This window comes from Lutibacter litoralis (genome assembly GCF_014646675.1).
GTDB classification, from domain to species: domain Bacteria; phylum Bacteroidota; class Bacteroidia; order Flavobacteriales; family Flavobacteriaceae; genus Lutibacter; species Lutibacter litoralis.
This window is the reverse complement of sequence record NZ_BMNS01000002.1, coordinates 401,179-426,661: the sequence shown is the minus strand read 5'-3', so window position 1 is coordinate 426,661 and position 25,483 is coordinate 401,179. Positions and strand designations below refer to the sequence as shown.

Annotated in this window: 28 protein-coding genes and 1 tRNA gene; 18 read left to right on the top strand and 11 right to left on the bottom strand. The window is 29.5% G+C overall.

All coding sequences use genetic code 11. The annotated features are described in order from the left end of the window. Positions 1-34: 34 nt before the first annotated feature. Together mce and IEW75_RS04625 are read right to left on the bottom strand one after the other, a co-directional pair. Positions 35-439 carry a methylmalonyl-CoA epimerase gene (gene mce, locus IEW75_RS04630; RefSeq protein ID WP_134247257.1) on the bottom strand — a complete coding sequence of 135 codons (405 nt, stop codon included), beginning with the start codon at positions 437-439 and terminating at the stop codon, positions 35-37. 234 nt (positions 440-673) lie between these two features. Further along, positions 674-1,630: an NAD-dependent epimerase/dehydratase family protein gene (locus IEW75_RS04625; protein WP_134247258.1), complete on the bottom strand. Its 957-nt coding sequence runs from the start codon at positions 1,628-1,630 to the stop codon at positions 674-676. Positions 1,631-1,770: 140 nt separating this feature from the next. Here IEW75_RS04625 and IEW75_RS04620 point away from each other — a divergent pair, with 140 nt between their 5' ends. Next, the gene (locus IEW75_RS04620) at positions 1,771-2,376 is read left to right on the top strand and encodes a hypothetical protein (protein ID WP_134247259.1); all 606 of its coding nucleotides are present in this window, start codon (positions 1,771-1,773) and stop codon (positions 2,374-2,376) included. A gap of 9 nt (positions 2,377-2,385) precedes the next feature. Further along, complete coding sequence (locus IEW75_RS04615; RefSeq protein ID WP_134247260.1) at positions 2,386-2,907, top strand: nuclear transport factor 2 family protein; 522 nt, start codon at positions 2,386-2,388, stop codon at positions 2,905-2,907. Between the two features lie 15 nt (positions 2,908-2,922). Here the strand turns inward: IEW75_RS04615 and IEW75_RS04610 are convergent, their stop codons facing one another. From IEW75_RS04610 to IEW75_RS04590, 5 genes are read right to left on the bottom strand one after another with little or no spacing between them, the layout of a single operon-like run. Then, a complete protein-coding gene (locus IEW75_RS04610) occupies positions 2,923-3,393 on the bottom strand; it encodes a regulatory protein RecX (protein WP_134247261.1) in 471 nt (156 codons plus the stop codon). 54 nt (positions 3,394-3,447) lie between these two features. Further along, positions 3,448-6,873 (bottom strand): efflux RND transporter permease subunit, encoded by a 3,426-nt coding sequence (locus IEW75_RS04605; RefSeq protein ID WP_134247262.1) that lies wholly within the window; start codon positions 6,871-6,873, stop codon positions 3,448-3,450. Positions 6,874-6,898: 25 nt separating this feature from the next. Further along, a complete protein-coding gene (locus IEW75_RS04600; RefSeq protein ID WP_134247263.1) occupies positions 6,899-8,032 on the bottom strand; it encodes an efflux RND transporter periplasmic adaptor subunit in 1,134 nt (377 codons plus the stop codon). Positions 8,033-8,043: 11 nt separating this feature from the next. Beyond that, a complete protein-coding gene (locus IEW75_RS04595) occupies positions 8,044-9,384 on the bottom strand; it encodes a TolC family protein (protein WP_134247264.1) in 1,341 nt (446 codons plus the stop codon). A 2-nt stretch (positions 9,385-9,386) separates the two neighbouring features. Next, entirely contained in the window at positions 9,387-9,995 is a 609-nt protein-coding gene (locus IEW75_RS04590) for a TetR/AcrR family transcriptional regulator (RefSeq protein WP_134247265.1), read from the bottom strand. A 164-nt stretch (positions 9,996-10,159) separates the two neighbouring features. Between IEW75_RS04590 and IEW75_RS04585 the strand changes: the two genes are divergently transcribed. From IEW75_RS04585 to IEW75_RS04575, 3 genes are all read left to right on the top strand, one after another. Beyond that, positions 10,160-11,131: a polyprenyl synthetase family protein gene (locus tag IEW75_RS04585; protein WP_134247266.1), complete on the top strand. Its 972-nt coding sequence runs from the start codon at positions 10,160-10,162 to the stop codon at positions 11,129-11,131. Beyond that, entirely contained in the window at positions 11,131-11,481 is a 351-nt protein-coding gene (locus IEW75_RS04580; RefSeq protein WP_134247267.1) for a hypothetical protein, read from the top strand. The genes IEW75_RS04585 and IEW75_RS04580 overlap by 1 nt, the downstream gene beginning before the upstream one ends. A gap of 154 nt (positions 11,482-11,635) precedes the next feature. Then, positions 11,636-11,709 (top strand) — tRNA-Ile (locus IEW75_RS04575). Between the two features lie 229 nt (positions 11,710-11,938). Here IEW75_RS04575 and IEW75_RS04570 read toward each other — a convergent pair. After that, positions 11,939-12,523, bottom strand: coding sequence for a riboflavin synthase (locus tag IEW75_RS04570; protein ID WP_134247268.1), 585 nt, complete (start codon positions 12,521-12,523; stop codon positions 11,939-11,941). A 61-nt stretch (positions 12,524-12,584) separates the two neighbouring features. On the opposite strand from IEW75_RS04570, the gene pdxA reads away from it, so the two are divergent. The 7 genes from pdxA (at position 12,585) to IEW75_RS04535 (ending at position 18,102) form a co-directional block, all read left to right on the top strand. Continuing rightward, positions 12,585-13,637, top strand: coding sequence for a 4-hydroxythreonine-4-phosphate dehydrogenase PdxA (pdxA, locus tag IEW75_RS04565; protein WP_134247269.1), 1,053 nt, complete (start codon positions 12,585-12,587; stop codon positions 13,635-13,637). 70 nt (positions 13,638-13,707) lie between these two features. Continuing rightward, complete coding sequence (locus IEW75_RS04560) at positions 13,708-14,283, top strand: YceD family protein (protein WP_134247270.1); 576 nt, start codon at positions 13,708-13,710, stop codon at positions 14,281-14,283. Next, on the top strand, positions 14,270-14,464 hold the full coding sequence (gene rpmF / locus IEW75_RS04555) for a 50S ribosomal protein L32 (RefSeq protein ID WP_115877909.1): 195 nt from the start codon (positions 14,270-14,272) through the stop codon (positions 14,462-14,464). Before IEW75_RS04560 ends, rpmF begins: the two co-directional genes overlap by 14 nt. 151 nt (positions 14,465-14,615) lie before the next feature. Next, positions 14,616-15,611: a beta-ketoacyl-ACP synthase III gene (locus IEW75_RS04550; RefSeq protein WP_134247271.1), complete on the top strand. Its 996-nt coding sequence runs from the start codon at positions 14,616-14,618 to the stop codon at positions 15,609-15,611. A gap of 31 nt (positions 15,612-15,642) precedes the next feature. Continuing rightward, positions 15,643-16,125, top strand: a complete 483-nt coding sequence (gene accB, locus IEW75_RS04545) for an acetyl-CoA carboxylase biotin carboxyl carrier protein (protein ID WP_134247272.1) — start codon at positions 15,643-15,645, stop codon at positions 16,123-16,125. A 79-nt stretch (positions 16,126-16,204) separates the two neighbouring features. After that, positions 16,205-17,560 (top strand): acetyl-CoA carboxylase biotin carboxylase subunit, encoded by a 1,356-nt coding sequence (gene accC, locus IEW75_RS04540; RefSeq protein WP_134247273.1) that lies wholly within the window; start codon positions 16,205-16,207, stop codon positions 17,558-17,560. A 77-nt stretch (positions 17,561-17,637) separates the two neighbouring features. Beyond that, entirely contained in the window at positions 17,638-18,102 is a 465-nt protein-coding gene (locus IEW75_RS04535; protein ID WP_134247274.1) for an Lrp/AsnC ligand binding domain-containing protein, read from the top strand. A 64-nt stretch (positions 18,103-18,166) separates the two neighbouring features. On the opposite strand, the gene IEW75_RS04530 is transcribed toward IEW75_RS04535, so the two are convergent. Then, positions 18,167-18,865, bottom strand: coding sequence for a zinc metallopeptidase (locus tag IEW75_RS04530; protein ID WP_134247275.1), 699 nt, complete (start codon positions 18,863-18,865; stop codon positions 18,167-18,169). Positions 18,866-18,942: 77 nt separating this feature from the next. On the opposite strand from IEW75_RS04530, the gene IEW75_RS04525 reads away from it, so the two are divergent. The 6 genes from IEW75_RS04525 (at position 18,943) to IEW75_RS04500 (ending at position 23,358) form a co-directional block, all read left to right on the top strand. Then, on the top strand, positions 18,943-19,980 hold the full coding sequence (locus IEW75_RS04525; RefSeq protein WP_134247276.1) for an asparaginase: 1,038 nt from the start codon (positions 18,943-18,945) through the stop codon (positions 19,978-19,980). Positions 19,981-20,272: 292 nt separating this feature from the next. Then, a complete protein-coding gene (locus tag IEW75_RS04520; protein WP_134247277.1) occupies positions 20,273-21,016 on the top strand; it encodes a MotA/TolQ/ExbB proton channel family protein in 744 nt (247 codons plus the stop codon). A gap of 8 nt (positions 21,017-21,024) precedes the next feature. Further along, on the top strand, positions 21,025-21,486 hold the full coding sequence (locus IEW75_RS04515) for a hypothetical protein (protein WP_188703972.1): 462 nt from the start codon (positions 21,025-21,027) through the stop codon (positions 21,484-21,486). A 7-nt stretch (positions 21,487-21,493) separates the two neighbouring features. Next, on the top strand, positions 21,494-22,114 hold the full coding sequence (locus IEW75_RS04510) for an ExbD/TolR family protein (protein WP_134247279.1): 621 nt from the start codon (positions 21,494-21,496) through the stop codon (positions 22,112-22,114). A 9-nt stretch (positions 22,115-22,123) separates the two neighbouring features. Then, the gene (locus IEW75_RS04505; RefSeq protein WP_134247280.1) at positions 22,124-22,594 is read left to right on the top strand and encodes an ExbD/TolR family protein; all 471 of its coding nucleotides are present in this window, start codon (positions 22,124-22,126) and stop codon (positions 22,592-22,594) included. A gap of 83 nt (positions 22,595-22,677) precedes the next feature. Then, positions 22,678-23,358 carry a porin family protein gene (locus IEW75_RS04500; RefSeq protein WP_134247281.1) on the top strand — a complete coding sequence of 227 codons (681 nt, stop codon included), beginning with the start codon at positions 22,678-22,680 and terminating at the stop codon, positions 23,356-23,358. On the opposite strand, the gene IEW75_RS04495 is transcribed toward IEW75_RS04500, so the two are convergent. Both IEW75_RS04495 and rpoN read right to left on the bottom strand, forming a co-directional pair. Then, on the bottom strand, positions 23,346-23,954 hold the full coding sequence (locus IEW75_RS04495) for a hypothetical protein (RefSeq protein WP_134247282.1): 609 nt from the start codon (positions 23,952-23,954) through the stop codon (positions 23,346-23,348). The genes IEW75_RS04500 and IEW75_RS04495 overlap by 13 nt on opposite strands. A 16-nt stretch (positions 23,955-23,970) precedes the next feature. Then, positions 23,971-25,425, bottom strand: a complete 1,455-nt coding sequence (gene rpoN / locus IEW75_RS04490) for an RNA polymerase factor sigma-54 (RefSeq protein ID WP_134247283.1) — start codon at positions 25,423-25,425, stop codon at positions 23,971-23,973. Between the last annotated feature and the right edge of the window lie 58 nt (positions 25,426-25,483).

Genomic DNA, 25,483 nt, shown 5'->3' with positions numbered 1-25,483 from the left:
TCTGTTAATTTTTTTAAGAAGCTAACTTAGTTTATTATTCTTTAGAACAAAGTTCAGTAAGTACTCCTTGTGTAGATTTTGGATGTAAAAATCCAATATTTAAACCCTCAGCTCCTTTTCTAGAAACTTTATCTACAAGTTTAACGCCGCGTTCTTCAGCAGTTTTTAATGCTTCAGATGCGTTTGGCACTGCAAAGGCAATATGATGAATTCCTTGTCCCTTTTTTTCGATAAATTTACCAATTGGTCCATCTGGTGAAGTGCTTTCTAACAATTCAATTTTTGTGTCACCTACCAAAAAAAAGGCTGTTTTCACTTTTTGATCAACAACCTCTTCAATATTATAACATTTTAGTCCTAATATTTTTTCGTAGTATTTAATTGATTCTTCTAGATTTTCTACTGCTATTCCTAAGTGTTCAATATGTGAAATGTTCATAATTATATAGTATTTTGTTATATTATCTATTGTGAAGTACAAAGTTAGTTGAACCCTAAAACTAAAGATATGATAGATGTCATATATTGGGTTAATCTACTAAAACGTTGTAGTTAAAAATCTGTTTATTTTCAAGGGTTTAAGATGTCTAAAAAGGGTTTTAAAATGGTTTATTTAAAGTTTTTGCTACATTAAAAAATATAATATTTTAAGTTTAATCCGAGAGTTAATTCTTTATTCAGATTTATATTTTAAAATGAGGTTGTCGAGCATTGTTTGGGATATCTTTTTAAGATTGTATTTATGCTGCCAATCCCAATCTGATCGGGCTCGTGAATCATCAATGCTTTTAGGCCAGCTATCTGCAATAGCTTGTCTAAAATCTGAATGGTATTTTATTTTAAATGCTGGTATTTTAGTTTTAATTTCATTTGCAATTTCTTCAGGAGTAAAACTAATTGCAGCTAAATTATAAGAAGATCTAATTTTAACCTTTTCAGCAGCTGTATCCATAATTTTTATGGTCGCATCAATGGCATCATCCATATACATCATTGGTAATTTAGAATTTTTATTTAAAAACGAAGTATACGTTCCTTTAAGTATTGCTTTATGGAAAATTTCAATAGCATAATCTGTTGTACCACCACCTGGGTTTGTTTTCCAGCTTATAATTCCGGGGTACCTTAAACTTCTAACATCTACATTGTATTTATTAAAATAATATTCGCACCAACGTTCGCCTGCTTGTTTGCTTATTCCATAAACGGTTGATGGTTCCATTACAGTTTCTTGGGGTGTGTTTTCTTTTGGTGTAGTTGGACCAAAAACCGCGATTGAACTTGGCCAAAATAATTTTTTAATTTTACCCTCTTTTGCTAAATTTAACACATTAAATAACGAGTTCATGTTTAACTCCCAAGCCTTATCTGGATATTTTTCTCCGGTTGCAGAAAGCATTGCGGCCATTAAATATACATCTGTTACTTTATATTTCTCTATAGTTTTTAAAATAGAATCATAATCCATTGCATTTACTATTTCAAAAGGACCAGATTTAGTTAGCTCTTTACTTCCTTTTCTAATATCTGCAGCAATTACAGCTTTTTCGCCATTTATTTTTCGTAATTTTAACGTTAATTCAGTTCCAATTTGACCACAAGCACCAATAATTAAAATACGTTTTTTCATGTAATTATAGTTGGTTTTTAAGAGTATCAAATATACAGAAATTAAATGTGGTATTTTCAAGTGCTTGTTTTTTATGAAAATAATAATTTTTATTTATAAGAGTTATTTTATTACTATTTTTGACAATAATTATTTTTACAATGAAGTATTTATACAGTTTTTTATTACTAATATTATTTTTGAGTTTCTCTTGTAATAAAACAAAAAAACTCGAAGAAGTTGTTGAAGTAGCGGATACATTAGTAGTTGAAGATACAGATAGAATAATAAATAATACGAGTGAAACACTTATTCCAGCAGCTAAGCGAAGTTTGAAAGATTGGAAAGAATATCAGAAATTAGACCAATTTATGTTAAAATATTACAATGTTTCTAATTTAGAAGCGCTTAATAATGCTAAAGAACTTTCAGGTTTGGTTAAAAATATGATAGATACTATTAGAGTAGAAAAGTTAACGGAGTTAAATGTTGTAGCTAGATTTAATGTATTGCATAATGAAACTTTAAGATTGGCTGATATGGCTACTATTCGCTCTATCTCTAAAGAGGAAGTTAAAGAAGAAGTTAAAAAAATAATCGATTTATATTCAGCTGTAAACTCAAAAATTAATACAATCTATGAGGCTGAAGATTTACAAAGTTCTTTAGAAGTAGATACAGAAGAACCTATTAATGATTTCGATGTTTTAAAAAAGAAACTAGAATCTAAGCGGAAAAGGCCTTCTCGTATAATATCAAGACAATAATTTAAACCTATGAAATTCTATTCTTTATTATTTATAATGTTATTAGTGGTTTCTTGTTCTATAAACGAGGAAAAGAAAGTTAATAAGGTAAACACGATTTCAGAAAAAGAAGCCATTGAAACGGTACTTCTTAATTGGCATAAAAATGCCTCTGAAGCAAATTTTGATGCTTATTTTAATGCAATGTCAGACAAAAGTATTTTTATTGGGACAGATGCTTCAGAAAATTGGAATATAGAAGCCTTCAAAAATTTCAGCAAACCACATTTTGATAAAGGAAAAGCTTGGAGTTTTACCGCAGTTGATAGAAATATTTATGTAGATACTGAGGGCAACATTGCTTGGTTCGACGAACTTTTAGACACTTGGATGGGGATTTGTAGAGGTTCTGGAGTATTAAAAAAGACAGGGGGTTCTTGGAAAATAGAGCATTATGTACTTTCATTAACAACACCAAATGATAATATTGAAGTGGTTAAAAGTATAAATGCAAAACACGATTCAATTTTTTTAAAGAAATTTAAAAAGTAATAGTTTAGGTATAAACTAAATTAAGGATTTTACAGTTTTAAAAACTAATTCAGATTCAAAGCCTTTTGATATTAAAAAAGCTGCTAATTTTGAACTTTTTTTATATGAATTAGACTCTTTTATCAATGGTGATTTTTTTTCCGCAATAGTTTGTAACACTGTTAAATATTCGTTTGAATCTATTTCGGTTAAACCAGATTTGATATTATATGCTGAAATACCTTTAAATTTTAGCTGATTTATAATTTTAATTCGTCCCCATTTTTTTATTGAAAACTTTCCTCTTACAAATGCTTTGGCGTAGCGTTCTTCGTTTAAAAAATTGTGCTGCAGTAAATGTAGAATTATATATTCTTTTGCTTCGGGAATCATATTTAAATCGTATAATTTTTGTTCAACTTCTTTATGACAGCGTTCCTGATAAGCACAGTAATTTTCTAACACTTTTGTAGCTTCATCTAAAGTATATGTTTTTTTATTTTTCATGCAACACAAAATAAAAGAAAAAAAGCGATTCAAAGGAACCGCTTTTTAAATAATTTACTGTTTTCTATTGAGTCTAAATTTTAAATTGTTCAGCATAGAATACATTATTGGAACAATAACTAAAGTTAAAAAAGTAGCAAAGGTTAAACCAAATATTATAGTCCAAGACATTGGACCCCAGAACACAACATTTTCTCCACCAATATAAAATTGTGGATCAAATTCTGTAAACAAGGTCATAAAATTAATATTAATTCCAATAGCTAAAGGAAGCAATCCTAAAATGGTAGTAATTGCTGTTAATAAAACAGGTCTTAAACGTGTTTTACCACCTTCAATAATACTTTCATAAATTAGTTCTTTTGTTAAAGTGCCAGGTTCTAAGTCTTGTTCTAAACGTTTACGTTTCATTATTAAATTGGTGTAATCAATTAAAACAATAGCGTTATTTACAACAATACCGGCTAATGAAATTACACCAATCATGGTCATCATAATTACAAATTCCATGTTAAAAATAATCAAACCAAATAATACTCCAATTAAACTTAATAATACAGATAATGAAATAATTACGGGTGTAGAGGTGGAGTTAAATTGTCCAACTAAGATTAAAAATATTAAGAAAACTGCTATTAATAACGCTTTGCTTAAAAATGCCATTTCTTCTGCTTGTGCTTCTTGTTCACCTGTAAATGAAATTGAAATATCTTTTGGTAATGCATATGTCTTAAGAGCTTCTTTAATTTGATCGTTTACATCCGTTGGATTGTAATTTTCAATTACATTAGATGATATAGTAATAACTCTATTTAAATCTTTTCGTTTTACAGCACTAAATGTTGACGACGTTTCTGCGTGTGCTACCGAAGAAATAGGAACTTGTACAATTTTCCCATTACTTGCATTTCTAAAAGTAATTTTTTGATTTACTAAAAGGTCTTTATTGTAGCGGTATTTATCCATTAAACGCAAATTAATTGGATAATCGTCTTCACCATCTTTAAATGTAGAAACTTCTTTTCCAAATAATGAAGTTCTTAAAGCATCACCAATTTGACCTGTAGAAATATTTAATCTTCTGGCTTTTTGGCGGTCGATTATAATAGGCATTTCAGGCTTTCCTTGTTCTACATCCAGTTTTAAATCTTCAATACCTAAAATTGTTGTTTTATTAATAAACTGACGAATATTATCGGCAGTTTCTAACAAATGTTCGTAATCATCTCCTGAAACTTCAATATTAATTGGAGCGCCGGCGGGAGGTCCATCTGCAGGTCTATCAACTGTAATATTTACGCCAGGAATTTCTTGCAACAGGTTTCGTATGTCAATTAAAACATCTTCTGTTGCTACGCCACCTCTGTCCATAAATTTTACAAAATCGACAGTAATACGCGCTTTATTTGGAGTTGTACCACCTTGCTGACCTTGATTTGGATCGCTTGTTCCTTCACCAACCTGACCAATAACCGAAGTTATAAGATTGTTCTCTCCATTAACTTCATATTTTTTTAAATAATCTTGAATTTTATTTTCAACTTCAATAGAGAGGTCGTTTGTTTTTTCAATATCGGTTCCAATAGGATATTCTAAATAAACATATACTTGTTTTGGAGGTGTTTCTGGGAAAAACAGTACTTTTGGCGGAAATGCTGCAAACAGCATAAAAGCAAAAATTAATAAGCCAAAAGTAGCAACAAAGAAATAACCAGATCTTCTTTTAAAAAGTACAAATTTTAAGGTTCTTTCGTATATAGTTTCCAACTTTGGTAAGAATATTTTTTGAAACCACTCGGTTCCTGGAGTTAATAATTTGGTGTTTATAACTCTCAGTATTCCAGCCAAAACCAATATTAAACCAAAAGCGTTTAAACCTCCGGATTTAGTAGTTAAACCTGCAATTATAAATAGAACACCAATTGCAAAAATTACAGAACTATATATTAAAATCTTTTTAAAATTAACTTCATCTTCTTTTATTTTCATATAAACTGAAGTTAACATTGGGTTAATAACCAAAGCAACAAATAATGAAGAAGTTAAAACGATAATTAACGTAATAGGCAAAAACCGCATAAATTCTCCCATCATACCTGGCCAAAAGGCAATAGGTAAGAACGCTGCTAATGTAGTTGCGGTAGAAGCAATAATAGGCATTGCAACTTCTCCAACTCCGTATTTTGCGGCATCTATATTAGAATAGCCTTCATCTAATAATCTATATACATTTTCAACAACAACAATTCCATTATCTACTAACATACCTAGTGCTATTACTAAAGAAAATAGTACCATTGTATTTAAAGTAACGCCTAAAGCATTTAAAATAATAAACGAAATAAACATAGATAAAGGAATAGCAATACCTACAAAAAGTGCATTTCTAATTCCAAGGAAAAATAGTAAAACAACAACTACTAAAATTATTCCTAGAATAATACTGTTTTCCAAATCGGCAACCATTGTTTTGGTGTCGTTTGTTTGGTCGTTTGTTTTAGAAATAGATAAGTTAGAAGGGAAATAATTTTCTTTAGCATCAGCAATAATTTTATCTATTTGAGTGGAAGCTTTTATTAAATTTTCACCACCTCTTTTGGTAACATCTAACATTACTACAGGCTGAGAGAACTCACGTGCGTAATTTTGTTTCTCTTGCTCTTTAAAGCTCACTTTAGCAATGTCTCTTAAGTAAACAATATTGTCATTTTCTTGTTTTACAATAATATCTTCAATTTCATCTGCGGATTTAAATTCTCCAATAATTCTTACATTTCTTCGAATACCGTTTTCTAATAAATCTCCACCAGAAATGGTCATATTCTCATTTTGAATAGCCATTGCAATATCATTAAAGCTGATTTTAGAAATTTCCATTTTGTATAAATCAACACTAATTTCCATTTCTTTATCTTGAATACCACGAATATCCACTTTAGAAATTTCAGGAACTTTTTCTATTTCATCTTCTAAATATTCTCCATATTCTTTAAGTTGATCCATAGAAAAATCTCCAGATAAATTAATATTCATTATTGGAATTAATTCTGAAAAGTTCATTTCTTGAACTGTTGGGTCTGCTGGCAAGTCAGTTGGAAAATCTTTATCAGATTTTGCAGCATCAACCTTATCTTTTACTTTTCGTAAAGCTTCGGTTGGAGAAACGCTAAAATCAAATTCTACTTGAATAGTTGAAAAACCTTCTATGGAAGTTGAAATTATTTCTTCAACTCCAGAAATTCCGTTTATTTCTTTTTCTAACGGTCTTGTAATTAGTTTTTCAATATCTAGTGCGGAATTTCCAGGATATGGAGTTGCCACATAAATTTGAGGTACTACAATTTCTGGAAAAGATTCTCTTGGCATACTTTGGTACGAAAATATACCTGCCAAAAAAATCATTCCTATAATTACAAACACAGTCATTTTATTACTAATGGACCATGTTGAAAGTTTAAATTCTTTTAATACTTTGTTCATTTTAATGTCTGTTAGTTAAATGATTTTAATTTGTGCGTATTTCAACAATATCGCCTTCTTTTATAAGTCTTGCTCCGGCATTCGCTAATACATCATTTTCTGCAATTCCTTCAGTAACAAAAACGTTATGTTGATATTCGTTCGTTATTGTAATTAAAGACTTTACTATTTTGTTTTGTCCATCTTCATTTTTAATGATGTACACATAATCTGCTCCGGTTTGATCTTGTTGTACTAAATTTGAAGGAATTGTAATTCCGGTAGCTTCAAAATCTAAAATTTTTAAATCAGCCAATAAATTTGGTTTTATACTTTGGTCTTTATTTGAAATATTAATTCGTGTTTTAAAACTTCTATTATCTGGATTTATATAATGTCCTATTTGAGCAATTTCTGAAGTTATTTCTTTGTTAATTGATGGGAAATTTAAAATGGCTTCTGTACCAACTTTAATTACAGGTAAGTAGGATTCTGTGATATCAGCTTCAACATATACTTTATCTAAGTTTATTAAGCGTATAACTGGCATTTGCGGATTGGTAAGTTCTCCATTTTTAGGGTAAATTACATCTACAATTCCACTGAAAGGGGCTATAATTTTCATTTTACGGGCCTGTGTTTTAATAGAGGCTAAATTATTTTCTAAACTTTCTTTCTGAGCTTTTACTTGTAAATATTGCATTTCTGAACCAATTTTTTGATTCCAAAGTCGTTCTTGTCTTTCAAAAGTAGTTTTTGCTAAACTTAATTGTGTGTTTAGTTCATCCATATTATTTTTTATAGAGGTATCGTCTAATTGAATTAACAATTGTCCGGCCGAAACTTTTTGACCTTCTTTTACTAAAATTGAGTTTACTGTACCTCCTAATTCTGGTCTAATTTCTATATTTTTATCTGCTTGTACCACACCTTGTATTTCTATATAGTGTTTAAAAATATCTTTTTTAACAGTAAAAGCGGTTACAATTGGTAGTTTTTTATTTGGATCTATTTTAGCAATTTCACTTTCAATAGTTTTTAATTTAGTATTTAAACTATCAAGTTGATTTGCTATAATTAAACGTTGTGAGTTCAATTCTTCTAATGAAGATTTTTTAACTTCTTCTCCACAAGAAATAGTTACAATACTTGCTATAATTAATGCTATATATTTTTTCATTTTAAATTTATTTAGTTGATTGAGATGTTTAATGCGTTGTCTAAAGCAGCTTTATTAGCAATTACATTTAGCATTGCCTGTAAGTAATTTTGCTGCATTGTGTATAATTGTCTTTGCGCTTCGGTCAATTCAAAGCTTGTAGAAATTCCTTCAAAAAATTTAATTTGTTGTTTGTTTTCTATGCGTTCTGCCAAAGCTAAATTTTGTTTAGAAGTTTCTAATTCTTCTAAACTATAATTGTATTCAGTTTTAGCAGATTCTAATTGAAGTAATAGTTTTTGTTCTGTTTCTGTTAGATTTGTACGTGCTTTTTCTAGTTCAATTTTAGCTTGTTGTGTTCTTGAATTTCTAGCCAAACTACTAAAAATTGGAATATTTAAGCTTACACCTAATAATGAGGAATCGAACCATTGTTGCTCCTTTTTAAAGAAATCAAAATTTTGACCAAAACCTGCGTACCCAAAATTTACAAAACTACTTAATGATGGTAATGCTTTACTTTGTTCTAGCTTTACCAAAAGTTCATTAGACTTTTCTGTGTTTTTAGCAATTTTGAAATCTATATGATTTTCTAAAGTTAATTCCGAAGAAAGTAAGCCTAAATCTATATTTTCTTTTGATAGATTGTTTAGTGAATCAGATAATAAAACAGTTTTATTAATTTCTAAACCTAAAGTTATATTTAACATTTTATAAGCAATGCTTTTTAATTTTTTAGTTTTAGAAAGTTGACTTTTTATAGTAGCAAGTGTAATTTGAAGTTGTTCAACATTTTCTTCTTCAGTAAACCCATTTAAATAAATTTGCTTGGTTTCTTTTAAGTTTTTTTCTAGAGTAGCAATATTTTTTTCTAAAATTAGAATACTTTCTTCACTTAATAATACATTTCCATAAGCGTTAATTACAGCCTCTCTAATACCAAGATTAGTTTTTTCTTTAGCATTTTCAGAAATTTGTAAATACACCTTAGCAGATTGTAACCCCACTAAATAGGAGCCATCAAAAATTAATTGATTTAAAGTAGCTGTGGCATTCATGTTTTGTTTTGTGCCAAAAGCAACTTCAGTAAATTCACCTTCAACACCGCCAAAAAATTCAGCTGGAAGTAAAGATACTTGTTGTTTAATCCAGTTTTGGTAATCTATAGTTGCACTTATTTGGGGCAATCCAATGGTTGTTGTTTCCCATTTTTTCTTTTTTGCTGCTTCAATATCTCTAGATGCATTTATTGATGAATAACTGTTTTCTATTGCATAATTTATTGCTTCTTTCAAAGAAAGTGTAATACTTTCTTGTGCATTTAAATTAATACCTAGCAGTATTCCAATAACTAATAGTATTGTTTTTTTCATTATTAAATAGTGTTTAGTTTGGCCAGTTGTTTTTCTAATTCCTTTATCCCTTTTTTTGTAGCGATAGCTCTTATATGATATTCAAGAACGTTTAACTCTAATTTGTTGATGGTGTTTTTACTATAGGTATATATATCGGAATCATGTACACTCATTATAAGTGAAAAGTAAAACTTTACAACCTGTTCAACATATAGATTTGCCCTAAATAATCCTTCTCTAATACCTTTTTCTACATTGGTTAAGAGACAATCCCTAAACATGCAAAATTCTCGCGACATTATTTTATTATAAGTTTCAGGATAATATTTTTTTAATTGATAAATAGGAGAGTCGTCTGAGTTTTGCATAAAACCTTTAAAAACCTTATTTGCTTCAAAATTCTCTTCAATGGCATTGTATTCCATATTGTAGACCTTTAAAACTTCAGTATGCATTAAGTTATGCATGTATTCTGTAGCTTGATCAACAAGTTCAACTTTATTTTTAAAATGTTTATAGATTGTTTTTTTTGAGATTCCTAAATCATTAGCAATATCGTCCATAGTGACACTTTTAAAGCCGTACTTTAAAAATGTTTCACCAGCTCTTTTTAAAATTGTTTCCTTCATGCTATTATACTTTTTTATAAAAAAAGCGAGTGCAAATATACGAAAGGAAACTTTAGATACCGAAAAAGTTTCTTGAGTTTTAACAGTTTTATAACATTCAAAAAAATAAATCAATTATAAAAAGTAACTTCAAAGATGTATTTTTACAAAAAAATAGAATTTAAATGAATATAGTTGATACTTATAAAGAAGATTTTATTAGTTATTTAAAAAAAGAAGTAACAGTAAAAGAACCTAAAAATTTATATGCACCAATACATTATATTTTGCAAATTGGAGGTAAGCGATTGCGCCCAATCTTAACAATAATGACCTGTGATTTGTTTGAAGGAAAGCCCAAAGATGCCTATGATGCAGCTTTGGCGATAGAACTTTTCCATAATTTTACATTAATACATGACGATATTATGGACAGTGCTCCAATTAGAAGGGGTAAACAAACTGTGCACGAAAAATGGGATGTCAATACAGGAATTTTATCGGGTGATGCTATGATGATTTTGGCCTCACAGTGTTTTAATAAATACGAACCAGAACTTTTTAAAAAATTAATACTTTTATTTAATAAAACGGCTTTAGAAGTATGCGAAGGACAACAATTAGATATTGATTTTGAAACCAGAAATAATGTTACAATTGCCGAGTACATTAGAATGATTACTTATAAAACCTCGGTTTTGGTTGCAGCTGCTATGGAAATGGGAGCTATTATTGCAAATGTTGAAAAAAGTGAAGCTGAAAAGATTTATAATTTTGGACTGAATTTAGGAATTGCATTTCAATTGCAAGACGATTTTTTAGATACTTTTGGAGATGCAGCAACTTTTGGAAAACAAATTGGAGGTGATATTTTAGAAAATAAAAAAACCTTTTTGTATCTAAAAGCATTGGAAGTTTGTGATAAAAAGGATAAAGAAAAATTATTGGGTTTTTATAACACTAAAATTAATTTTGAAACTAAAACGAAAGAAGTTACAGAGCTTTTTAATAGGAGTAAAATTGCAGAGATTACTACAAAAGAAATTGAAACTTACACGCAAAAGGCATTTATTATTCTTGAAACTTTAAGTATTCCAGAAAGTAAAAAAGAACAATTAAAGAACTTTGGCTTAAGTTTAATGAAACGTAGCATTTAATGTTGGAAGCACAAAATTCTTTAGAATTATTAAAAGTTGTTAAAACAGAAAACCTGCTATCTAAGCTGATAGAACAGCTTAATAAAGATTTTCAATTAAGCGGTATGTGTAAAAAAGTTGAAAGTACTTGTCTTATTGAAGATCTTATCAAAGAACTAACAGAAACAATTTTAAACTTAATTCAATTTAAATACGATGATTATTTAAATCTAATGTATAGAGTTGATGTTTCTGAAAAAGATTTGGCTACAATTACCAGCAATGATTTAACTACTACCGTAAATGAAATTGCGTTTCTTATTTTAAAAAGAGAGTTTCAAAAAGTTTGGTTAAAACAAAATTATAAGTAACATTTAAGTTATTTAAACTTTTAAATTTTAACTGAATATTTTGGGAATCAAAAAGTTAATAGAATCATAAAAAATTAAATAAATTTTATTTTTTAAAAATTGCACAAAAGAGTTGTACATAAAATAAAAAGTAGTAATTTTGCACCCAGTTTTAGGTCCCATAGCTCAGCTGGTTAGAGCACCTGACTCATAATCAGGGGGTCCTTGGTTCGAGCCCAAGTGGGACCACTTTTAAAACTCGAAAAGCCTTTCAAATTAATGAAAGGCTTTTTTTATTAGGATAAATGAATTAAGTTGAGTTTGAATCCAGTCTACACATTTTCAGTAGTATCTTTAAATAAAATCCTATCAATACTAAAATAATCTGAGACTCCGCCTTCAGACATTCCTACTATTGGTGGTAGTGTATTTATTTATGGTACAGTGTAAGAATTTTAATTGTGAAAGAAAAAAGTAATTATTTTTCTAACAGTTTTGCAACATATTTCCCAATAACATCAAACTCCAAATTTACTACTGTTCCTATTTTAAAGGTATGAAAGTTTGTAAAGTCATATGTGTATGGAATTATTGCAACTGAAAAAGTATTATTTTTAGAATTTACAACTGTTAGACTTGTTCCGTTTACTGTAACTGAACCTTTTTCTATGGTAATATTGTTTAAAGAGTTGTCATATTCAAAACTAAAAACCCAACTACCGTCTTCTTCAATAACGCCAGTACAAGTCGCAGTTTGATCTACATGGCCTTGTACAATATGTCCATCCAGCCTAGCTCCAAGAATCATTGCACGTTCTAAATTTATTTTATCACCAATTTTTAGGTGTTTAAAATTCGATTTTTCTAAGGTTTCTTTTATAGCTGTTACAGTATATTCATTTCCATTTATAGCAACGGTTGTTAAACAAACCCCGTTATGAGCAACACTTTGATCAATTTTTAATTCAGAAGTAAAATCACTTTCTATACTAATATGTATATTATCTCCTTCTTTAACAATATTTTTAACAATACCTAAGCTTTCTATTATACCTGTAAACATAATTTTATTAATTTATTTCATTACTTTTGAAGTCTCAAAATTAAGCATTATAACCGTATTTATGGATAAATTTGAAAAAATAAAATTAGGAATTTCTATTGGAGATTTTAATGGTATTGGAATAGAAATAATCTTGAAAGCCTTTTCAGACAAAAGAATGTTGGACTTTTGTACTCCTATAATATTTGGAAGCACAAAGTTAATTACAAACTATAAAAAAAACCTGAACATTAATATACCATTTAATGGAATTAAGCAAGTAGATAGAGCAATTAACGGTAAAGTAAATATTTTAAACCTTTGGAAAGAAGATATAGATTTAGAATTAGGCGAACCTACCGAACTATCAGGGAAACTAGCTTTTGAATCGCTTGAAGCAGCAACAAATGAACTGACAAAAGGGACTATAGATGTATTGGTAACAGCTCCAATTAATAAAGATAATATTCAGTCTGAAGATTTTAAATTTCCAGGTCATACCGAGTATCTAGAATCTAAATTAGATGGTGAAACTTTAATGATTTTAATGGCAGATACTTTAAGAATAGGTTTAATTACTGGTCATATCCCTATCGCTAAAGTTTCTGAAACAATTACACCAGAGTTGATAAAGAAAAAAGTAGAAATATTGTATAAAACCTTAGTGCAAGATTTTGCTATTTCAAAACCAAAAATTGCAATTTTAGGACTCAATCCGCATTGTGGAGACCATGGTGTTATTGGAAAAGAAGACGATGCTGTTATTAGACCAACTATTAACGAGATACAGAATGAAGGTAAATTAGTATATGGACCGTATGCGGCTGATAGCTTTTTTGGATCAAGTAATTATAAAAACTTCGATGCTATTTTAGCCATGTACCATGATCAAGGTTTAGCGCCGTTTAAAACCCTTTCTTTTGGTGAAGGAGTTAATTATACAGCAGGTTTAAGTAAAATTAGAACGTCTCCAGACCATGGTACTGCTTATGAACTTGCAGGCAAAGGTTTGGCAAACATAAACTCTTTTAAAGAAGCTATTTTTACAGCAATAAAAGTTTTTAAAACAAGAGAAGAATATAAAAGTTTGACAGAAAACACTTTAAAATCGAATCAAAGAAAAGAAAAATTGTAAATTTCTATATTTATTTAAAAAATGTATATATAATTTTTATATCTTTGCACGCTCAAATTGAAGTTCTAATATGAAAGATTTAAAAAATTTCGATATTTCTTTTATAGGTTTAAAAGATGGAGTTCACCAGTTTGATTACAATATAAGTAAAGAGTTCTTTGATTTTTTTAATTATGAAGAATTTTACAATTCAAATGTAAATGTAAGTTTGTCTTTTTTAAAGAAACCTACATTGTTTGAATTAAATTTTGAGTTTTCAGGAAGTTTAGAAGTAGCATGTGATATTACAAACGAGTTATTTCAACAACCAATTGCAACCAATATATTTTTAATTGTAAAATTTGGGGATGAATTTAATAACGAAAACGATGAGTTATTAATAATTCCACATTCAGATTTTAAACTAAATATTGCACAATATATATATGAAGCAATAGTTTTGGAGGTACCCATAAAAAGAGTACATCCAGGTGTAGAAGACGGCACCTTAAAATCTGAAATATTAGATAAATTAAACGAGTTTAAAATAAAAGATTTAAATAAAGAAGAAAATCATTTAGAAGTCGATTCAAATAATATAGACCCTAGATGGAATAAATTAAAGAGCATACTAATAGAAAAAAATAAGAGTAATGGCACATCCTAAAAGAAAAATTTCAAAAACAAGAAGAGATAAGAGAAGAACTCATTATAAAGCTGTAGCTCCTCAAGTAGCTGTTGATCCAACAACAGGAGAAGCGCATTTATATCACAGAGCTCACTGGCATGAAGGAAAACTTTATTATAGAGGCCAAATAGTAATAGATTCAGTTGAAAATCAAGCTTAATTTATTATAATATAACAATTTAAAAAAACTCTCATTTTGAGGGTTTTTTTTGTTTTTTATAATCATTTTGTTTAAAAAATGGTAAAATTCACTAATAATTAAAAATAAATTTCATTACTTTGAAACTCTTTTTTATTAAAAAGAAAACATTATGACAAAAATTACCGCAGCAATTACAGCCGTTGGAAAATATGTTCCAGAAGATGTTTTATCTAACAAAATGTTAGAAGAAATGGTTGATACCAATGATGAATGGATAACTTCAAGAACTGGAATTAAAGAGCGTAGGATTTTAAAAGGAGAAGGAAAAGGAACTTCTTATATGGCTATTAAAGCTGCTCAAGAACTAATTTATAAGAAAAAATTAGACCCAAAAAAAATTGAATTAGTTATAGTTGCAACAGCAACTCCAGATATGCAAGCGGCTGCTACAGCTGCCTATGTAGCAACAAAAATTGGAGCAATTAATGCTTTTGGATTTGATTTGGAAGCAGCATGTTCAAGCTTTTTATATGGAATGTCAGTAGCATCTAAATATATAGAATCTGGCAAATACAAAAAAGTTTTACTTATTGGTGCAGATAAATGTTCATCTATGATTGATTATACAGATAGAGCAACATGTATTATTTTTGGTGATGGAGCAGGAGCCGCACTATTTGAGCCAAATGAAGATGGGTTAGGTTTGCAAGATGAATATTTAAGAAGTGATGGTGCAGGAAGAGAATTTTTACGAGTAAAAGCTGGAGGCTCTTGTTTTCCTATTACAAAAGAAGTGATTGATAATAGAGAAAACTTTGTTTTTCAAGATGGAAAAACCGTATTTAAAAACGCAGTTTTTAATATGGCAGATGTTGCAGTAAAGATACTAGAGCGCAATAATTTAACGAAAGAAAGTATTGATTGGCTTGCGGCACATCAAGCTAATAAAAGAATAATTGAAGCAACTGCAAATAGAATTGAAGTAGATAAATCTAAAGTAATGATGAACATACAAAAGTATGGAAATACTACTTCAGCTACATTGCCATTGCTTTTGGCGGATTACGAAAATCAACTTAAAAAAGGAGATAAAATAATTTTTGCTGCATTTGGTGGAGGTTTCACGTGGGGATCTATTTACTTAAAATGGGCATACAACTCTTAAATTAATTAACAACAAAAACAAAGTGAATATTATGGAATTAAAAGATATTCAGAATCTAATTAAATTTGTAGCTAAATCTGGTGCAAGTGAGGTTAAGTTAGAAATGGAAGACATTAAAATTACCATTAAAACTGGATCTGAAAAAACCGAAACTACAATTGTACAGCAAGCCCCAATGGGAATGCCTCAAATGGGAATGCCAGGTCAAGTTGCAGCACCAGTTCAAGCTCAAGAAGCAGTATCAGGAACAAATACGGCCACTGAAGAATCTAAATTTATAGAAATTACTTCGCCAATAATTGGAACGTTTTATAGAAAACCTTCTCCAGACAAACCAGTATTTGTTGAAGTAGGTGATACTGTAAATAGTGATACCGTAGTTTGTATGGTCGAAGCAATGAAACTCTTTAATGAAATTGAAGCTGAAGTAACTGGTAAAATTGTGAAAATTCTTATAGAAGATGGTACGCCAGTTGAATTTGGTCAACCATTATTTTTAGTAGACCCGTCATAAATAAAATCACAATTTTTAATTTACAGATTCCAATTTTTTTTGGAGTTTGTTTTTTAAATTTTGATAAACAGAAGTAAGTATGTTTAAAAAAATATTAATCGCCAATAGAGGTGAAATAGCATTACGCGTTATTAGAACCTGTAAAGAAATTGGAGTTAAAACGGTAGCAGTATATTCAACGGCTGACTCAGAAAGCTTACATGTTCGTTTTGCAGATGAAGCAGTTTGTATTGGACCGCCTTCAAGCAGTGAATCATATTTAAAAATGTCTGCAATTTTAGCGGCAGCGGAAATTACAAATGCTGATGCAATTCATCCAGGGTATGGATTTTTAGCTGAAAATGCTAAATTTTCTAAATTATGTGAAGAGCATGGGATCAAATTTATAGGAGCTACCGCTGAAATGATAAGTCAAATGGGTGATAAAGCATCAGCTAGAGCAACAATGAAAGCAGCTGGTGTTCCAACAATTCCAGGTTCTGAAGGAATTTTAGAAACTTTTGAAGAAGCTGAAAGTTTAGCAGATGAAATGGGGTATCCTGTTATGTTAAAAGCAACTGCAGGTGGCGGAGGAAAAGGAATGCGTGCAGTATGGAAAAAAGAAAAGTTAAGAGACCTTTGGGATTCAGCACGTCAAGAAGCTGGAGCAGCATTTGGAAACGAAGACATGTATTTAGAAAAGTTAATTGAAGAACCTAGACATATAGAAATTCAGGTTATCGGAGATTCTTTTGGAAAAGCTTGTCATTTATCTGAAAGAGACTGTTCAATTCAACGTCGTCACCAAAAATTAACCGAAGAAGCTCCTTCACCATTTATGACTCCTCAATTAAGAAAAAAAATGGGAGAGGCTGCAGTAATGGCTGCTGAATATATATCTTATGAAGGTGCAGGTACCATAGAGTTCTTGGTTGATAAACATAAAAATTTCTATTTTATGGAAATGAATACTCGTATTCAGGTGGAGCACCCAATTACAGAACAAGTTATAGATTACGATCTAATTTATGAGCAAATTAAAGTAGCTGCTGGAATTCCTATTTCTGGGAAAAATTATTTTCCGAAATTACATTCAATCGAATGTCGAATTAATGCAGAAGATCCTTTTAATGATTTTAGACCATCACCAGGTAAAATAACAACATTACATATTCCAGGAGGTCACGGAGTAAGAGTAGATTCGCACGTATATGCAGGGTATTCGATTCCGCCAAATTACGATTCTATGATTGCTAAACTAATAACAACCGCTCAAACTAGAGAAGAAGCAATTAGTAAAATGCGTAGAGCACTTAATGAATTTGTTATTGAAGGTATAAAAACCACAATACCATTCCATAGACAGTTAATGGAGCATCCAGACTATATTGCTGGAAATTACACTACAAAGTTTATGGAAGATTTTGAAATTCAACCTGTTGAAGAAGATGAGTAAAGTTTTAGATATATAAAAAAAGGCTGTTTTAAATTATTAAAACAGCCTTTTTTTTAACTTTTTTAAGATTTAAAATTATGAAAAATCAAGTAGTAACTATAGATGGTATAGATAAAACTATTTTAAAATATTTGATGCAAGATGCTAGAACTTCAATTTTAGGAATTGCTCGTGAAATTGGAATCTCAGGAGCGGCTATTCATCAACGGTTACGAAAATTAGAGTCGAGTGGATTAATTTCAGGATCAAAGCTACTAATAAATCCAAAAGTTCTTGGGTATAATACCACTGCTTTTGTTGGAGTACATTTGGATAACGCTAGTAAATTTTCTTCAGCAATAAAAAGACTAAAAGAAATTCCAGAAGTAGTTGAGAGTCATTATACCACAGGAAATTGGTCTATCTTTATAAAATTACTTTGTAAAAACAATACACATTTAATGAAAGTTTTAAATGAAGAAATCCAATTTATTAAAGGTGTTGCACGTACGGAAACCTTTATTTCATTAGATCAGCAAATCGATAGACAATTAAAGTTATAAAAAACACCTAACAGTTTGTAAAAATCTGTTAGGCTTATGAATATAGTAACTTTTATTAGAAGTATTAATCTCGAGAGCCGAAAATTCTTAACCCCCAATAAAATAACATAGCTAACGATCCTAAAGCGGCAACCAGATAAGTTCTTGCAGCCCATTTTAAAGCATCTTTAGCGCCATCTTGCTCTGTATTGGTAAGCATATTATTGGTTTTTAACCAAGCTAGCGCTCTATTGCTTGCATCATATTCAACAGGTAAAGTAATAAAACTAAATAGCGTTGCCAAAGCCATCATTCCTAAACCTATAATTGCAATTGTAAATCCAATTGGAGAATTTCCAGATGCAGCACCTAAAACAACACCACCAATAACCAACCACATAGAAAAGTTTGAAGTAATACTTACAACAGGAACTAATTTAGAGCGCATTTGCAGCCATTGATAAGCTTGCGCATGTTGCACAGCATGTCCAACCTCGTGCGAGGCTACAGCAGCCGCAGAAGCATTACGTTCGTTGTAAACAGATTCACTTAAATTAACGGTTTTGTTTGCGGGGTTATAATGGTCTGTTAATCGTCCAGAAGTAGAAATAACTTTAACGTCATAAATGCCATTATCACTTAACATTTTTTCAGCAATTTCTCTACCACTTAATCCATTTTGTAATCTAATTTTTGAATAGTAGTTGAATTTTCTTTTCAATTGCTGGCTTACTAACCAGCTTAATAATGAAATACCACCAATTATTATATAATATCCAATCATAATTTCTTTTTAGTTAATGTATTTTAATTTGGTAAATTTACAACATAAATTATTCCAAATTTAAGCATTCAGACAAAATGACAAAAATGACAAAAATACTTTTAATTTATACTGGAGGAACCATAGGTATGGTTAAAGATTTTAAAACAGGTACATTAAAAACATTTAACTTTGATAAACTTTTAAAACATATACCAGAAATTAATCATATAAATTGTTTAATAGAAAGTATTTCATTTGAAGAGCCTATAGATTCTTCAAATATGAATATTTCAAATTGGGTTTTATTAGCAGAGCTAATCGAAAACAACTATAATAATTTTGATGGATTTGTAGTTTTACACGGTTCAGATACCATGTCTTATACGGCTTCAGCAATTAGTTTTATGTTTGAAAACTTAACAAAACCAATAATTTTTACAGGCTCTCAATTGCCTATTGGAGATTTAAGAACAGATGCCAAAGAAAATCTAATAACATCAATTCAGATTGCATCTTCAAAAGAGCAAGATAAACCTGTTATTTCTGAAGTATGCTTGTATTTTGAATATAAGTTGTATCGGGCAAATAGAACAACCAAAATAAATGCAGAACATTTTGAAGCTTTTGATTCACTAAATTTTCCGCCTTTAGGAGAAAGCGGTGTACATTTAAAGTTTTCTAAACAATTATTGTTGCAACCAAATATTTATAATAAACGTTTAAAAGTTAGAAAAAAACTAGACAATAATATTGTTGTTTTAAAAATTTTTCCAGGCATTACTAATGAAGTGGTAGAAACTATTGTATCGATAAATAGCCTAAAAGGAGTTATTATTGAAACTTATGGAGCGGGTAATGCTCCAACAGAAGCTTGGTTTGTTAATTTATTAAAAAAGACAATAGAAAGAGGTGTACATGTTGTAAACGTAACACAATGTATAGGAGGAAGTGTAATTTTAGGGCATTATGAAACAAGTGAACACTTAAAAAAAATTGGAATTATTAATGGAAAAGATATCACTACAGAATCTGCATTAGCCAAATTAATGTATCTTTTAGGTGAAAAAATCCCAAAAAGTGAATTTAAAACTATTTTTGAAACACCTTTGCGTGGTGAAATGAGTGAAGATTAATACTTTTATTTAAATTAATACTAATGTTTTAATTTTTTTTATAATATATTATGAAAAAAAAGTAAGATTGTTACAGAAATTAGAAAATAATATAATATTGCAAATAAATTATTTAAAGTGCTTCTAAAATTTTCAAAATTCAACATTTTTTTGTTACTTGCCATTCGCAAAAGTTTAATTAGAGACGAGTTTTTTGAGAAGCATTGGACTTTTAACTTACTCAATAAATGAACTATTTGTTTAAAAAAAATTATATATTTAACCGTAAAATTAATAAATTAACTATTACACGATGAAAAGAGTATTTACTATCCTTGCAATTACAGGGTTATTGTTATTTGGAGCAGCACCTAAAGCTATTGCACAAGATGCAGCAAACACAGAACAAGTTGCAGACGCAGAAACAAAAACATTTCACCAAGAATTAAAACAACGTTTTATAGAAGGTGGACCATTTTTTATGGGAATTGTATTAGTAGCCTTAATTTTAGGGTTAGCAATTGCTATTGAAAGAATTATTTATTTAAACATGGCTACAACCAATACTAAGAAATTAGTTGGTAAAGTAGATGATGCATTAGCATCTGGTGGTGTAGAGGCTGCTAAAGAGGTTTGTAGAAATACTAAAGGGCCTGTTGCTTCTATATTTTATCAAGGTTTAGATAGAATGGACGAAGGCGTAGATGCAGCTGAAAAAGCAGTTGTTGGTTATGGTGGAGTTCAAATGGGGCTGTTAGAGAAAAACATTTCTTGGCTTTCTTTATTTATCGCTTTAGCACCAATGCTTGGTTTCATGGGAACTGTAATTGGTATGATTAGTGCATTTGATTCAATCCAACAAGCTGGTGATATTTCTCCAACAGTTGTTGCTGGAGGTATTAAAGTAGCATTATTAACAACAGTGTTTGGTTTAATTGTTGCAATTATTCTTCAAATTTTTTATAATTATATTATTTCTAAAGTAGATAGTATTGTAAACAATATGGAAGATGCATCAATTTCACTTGTTGACCTTTTGGTTAAACACAAAAAATAAGAGAAATTATGAATAAGAAATTTTCAAAAATATTAACCTTAGTAGCAGGTCTTATTGGATTAATAGCTTTCTATTTTTTCATTAGAATTGTTATGGTAGGTGACGATATAATAGAAACGGATGCCGAATTACAGGCTAGCATTGTTTCGCCATTTATAAATTTTGCTAAATTTGTATTAATAGCAACTGGTTTAATTGCAGTAGTCTTTTCTATACTAAATCTAGTAAAACATCCACAAGTTTTAAAAAGAACATTATTGGGTATTGCTGCTTTAGCAGTAATATTAATAATAGCATATTCAGTATCTTCGGATGCAGCAGTTTTAGATGTTAGTGGTAGAGTTTTAGAGGATGGTGAAGCTGGAAGTGTTTCAAAATGGGTAAGTACAGGAATAAACTTTAGCGCAATTTTAGGCGTTATTGGTTTAGGATTCTTTGTAGTTGACTTTGTAAAAGGATTAGCAAAATAATAGCACTATGGCAAGAAGAGAAAATTCAGAAATAAATGCTGGTTCAATGGCAGACATTGCGTTCTTGCTTTTAATATTTTTCTTAGTTACAACAACTATGGATGTGGATTCTGGTATTTCTAGAAAATTACCAGAAAAATCGGAAGATACACCTGAAGTAACTATTAAACAAAAGAATGTTTTAGATATTACTGTAAATAGAAATAATCAAATTCTTATAGAAGGAACTGATTTTGTTCAAGTTACAGATATTAGAAGGATTGCAATGGATTTTATAGATAATGGTGGGGGTGAATCTGCACCAAAACCAGATGGTACTCCTGGAGTTCCATGTGATTATTGTCAAGGAGCAAAAGACCCAGCATCATCAGATCATCCATCAAAGGCAATTATATCTTTACAAAGCGATAGAGGAACAACCTACGGAATGTACGTTTCTATTCAAAATGAAATTGAAGCGGCATACAATGAGTTAAGAAACAGGTTGGCCTTAGAAAAATATAAAAGAACTTATAGTGATTTGTTAAAAGATTATAATGATAACGGAGGAGATAAACTAAAGGAAAAAATTGACTTTTTAAAAGACAGTTATCCTCAAATAATCACTGAACCAGAACCAATTAAATAATATCAGCACATGAGTAAGTTTAAAAAGAAGAAAAAAGGATTGCCTGCAATTTCTACAGCATCTTTACCAGATATTGTATTTATGTTGCTATTCTTTTTTATGGTATCAACTACTATGAGAGAAACTGATTTACTGATTAAAAAACCACTATTGCCTACGGCAAGTGAAGTAAAAAAGTTAGAAATGAAAAGTTTGGTTAGTACTATTTATGTTGGTAAATCAAAGGATACAAGAATTGGAGGAGATAAGATTCAGGTGAATGATAAAATTATTGATGTAAATGATGTCCCTAGTTTTATTTTCTCTGAAAGAGCCTTAAGAAAAGAAGAAGAAGTTAAATATATGACTACTTCTATTAAAGCTGATAAGGAGGCCAATGTAGGTACAATCTTAGATATTAAAGAACAATTAAGAGATATTAATGCACTAAAAGTTAGTTTTTCAACCACAAAAGGTAATGATATAAAAAATAACTTTTAATAAGTATATACTACTTAATTAACTTTTAAAGAGGCAATCAAATTTGATTGCCTCTTTTATTTTTATAAAGTATATTTGTTATTATGAAAAATGTATTTTCAATATTTTGTTTAATTTTTAGTATTTCAATACTTCAGGCTCAGGTTAATAATGATTCAATAAATATTGATGCATCATATCTAGAAGATCAACTTTATTTAACACTTACATATAATAGTTTAATTGATAAGCCCAAAGAGTTGGCCCAAAATGGTTTTTCAGGCGGTATTGCAACTGGTTTTATTAAAGATATTCCTTTAAATAGAAAAGGTACTTTTGGTTTAGCGCTTGGATTAGGATATCAATATAATGCTTATATTCAAAATTTAAAGATTTCAAAAGAAGGCAATAAGAACATTTGTGTTATTGCTGATGATTATAAATCCAATTGGTTAAAGTTGCATGCAATAGATGTACCTTTTGAGATACGTTGGAGAAACTCAACCCTCAATAAATATAAATTCTGGAGAATTTATACTGGAATTAAAGCATCTTATATTTTTTCTTCGAAATCTAAATTTAGCGATATAAATGAAACCATTCTAATTAATAATATTTCTGAAATAAAAAAAGTACAGTTTGGTATTATATTTTCTGCGGGATATAGTACTTGGAATCTTTATGTATATTATGGCTTAAACCCTATTTTTGATAATGTTGATTTAAATGCCGACCAACTTGATTTTAAAGATATAAGAATAGGTCTTAAATTTTATATCATGTAGTATATAAAAAAGAGTAAAAATTGAGTTATTAAGCCTGCAAAAAATCCTAAAAAAACTTCACTTATTGTATGTGCTTTTAATCGTAATCTTGCAGAAGCAATTATACCACTTAATATAAAAAAGAACGCTAAAAGAACTACTAGATTAATTTGATAATAGAAACTATAGTAAATTAAAAAACCAATTAAACCACCAACTGCGGCCGTATGTAAGCTAATTTTTTGTTTAAAATATAGTAATGCATAAGAAATTAGAAATGCGAATGCATATCCAAAAAATAGTAAAGCTAAAAGGTCTACAATTTTTGTTTTAAGTAACCAATTGCCAATAATAACCGAAATTGCAGTAAATAATAAAGTAGGAAATTTACGCTCCTCTATCGAAACCATGTGGTAGCTATGTATCATTTTATAGCGTTTTAAAACAATTAGAAATATAATTGGAAAAACATAAGTGCCAATTAAAATTACTGACATTATGGTATATTCTTGTGGTTTAAAAATATATTTTGGTCTAAAAAGAAAATAGATTAGCGCACCAATAATTGGAAAATTAATTGGATGAAAAAAAATTGAAATAAATTTTGAAATTTTCATAGGCTTTTTAATACTATTAAATCTTTTTTCTTAATCGAGCCACTGGAATATCTAGTTGCTCCCTATATTTTGCAACAGTTCTTCGTGCGATTGGATATCCTTTTTCTTTTAAAAGAACAGATAACTTGTCATCGGTTAAAGGTTTATTTTTATTTTCATTGGAAATAACAGTTTCTAAGATATTTTTAATTTCTCTGGTGGATACATCTTCACCTTGATCGTTTTTCATGGATTCAGAGAAGAATTCTTTAATTAATTTTGTACCATAAGGTGTGCTAACGTATTTGCTGTTAGCAACTCTAGATACCGTTGAAACATCCATATCAATTACATCTGCAATATCTTTTAAAATCATAGGCTTTAACTTGCGTTCGTCACCTGTTAAAAAATATTCTTTTTGATGGTGCATAATAGCATTCATATTTAGAAGCAAGGTTTGCTGGCGTTGTTTTATAGCATCAATAAACCATTTTGCAGAGTCTAACTTTTGTTTAATAAACTGTACAGCTTCTTTTTGAGATTTGGATTTTTCTTTTGAATCTTTATATCCGTGCAATAAATCGCTGTATTCTCTAGAAACATGTAGTTCTGGAGCATTTCTTGAGTTTAATGAAAGCTCTAATTCCCCTTCAATAATTTTTATGGTAAAATCTGGAACAATTTGCTCCGCTATTCTATTATTTCCAAGGTAAGATCCACCTGGTTTTGGATTTAGTTTTTCAATTTGTAAAATAGCCTCTTTTAGTTGCTCTTCTGAAATATGAAATTTTTGCAATAATTTTTTGTAATGCTTTTTAGCAAAATGATCAAAAGAATTTTCAAGAATATTTATTGCAAGAAGTACACTAGGTTTTTCTGTTTTTCTTTTTAATTGAAGAATTAAACACTCTTTTAAACTTCGTGCACCAACACCAGCTGGGTCTAATTGTTGCACCAAATGTAATAATCTTTCTAACTCTTCAATAGATGTAAAGATGTTTTGTGTAAATGCTAAATCGTCTAATACATCAACTAAATCACGTCTTAAATAACCGCTATCATCTATACTTCCAATTAGAAAATCTGTAATAGTTTCTTCATCTTCAGTTAAACGGTAGGTATTTATTTGAGTTTTTAGATGCTGTGTAAAAGAGGTTCCTGAAGCGTAGGGAATTTGTTTATCCTCATCATCTGAGGAATAATTATTTGCTTGAGTTTTGTAATTAGGTATTTCGTCGTCACTTAAATATTCATCAATATTTATATCATCTGTGCTTATATTTTCATTACCAGAATCATCGTATTCATCATTTTGAGAATCTTCAAAATTGTCTGTACTCTCCTTACCACCTTCTAAGGCAGGGTTTTCCTCTAATTCTTGTTTTAATTTTTGCTCAAATGCTTGTGTAGGCAATTGAATCAATTTCATTAATTGAATTTGCTGAGGCGATAATTTTTGTAATAACTTATAATGTAAGCTTTGTTTAAGCATATATTTATTGCGACTTTTTATAAAAATACAAAAAACATTGAATTATGTCTGTAAAATT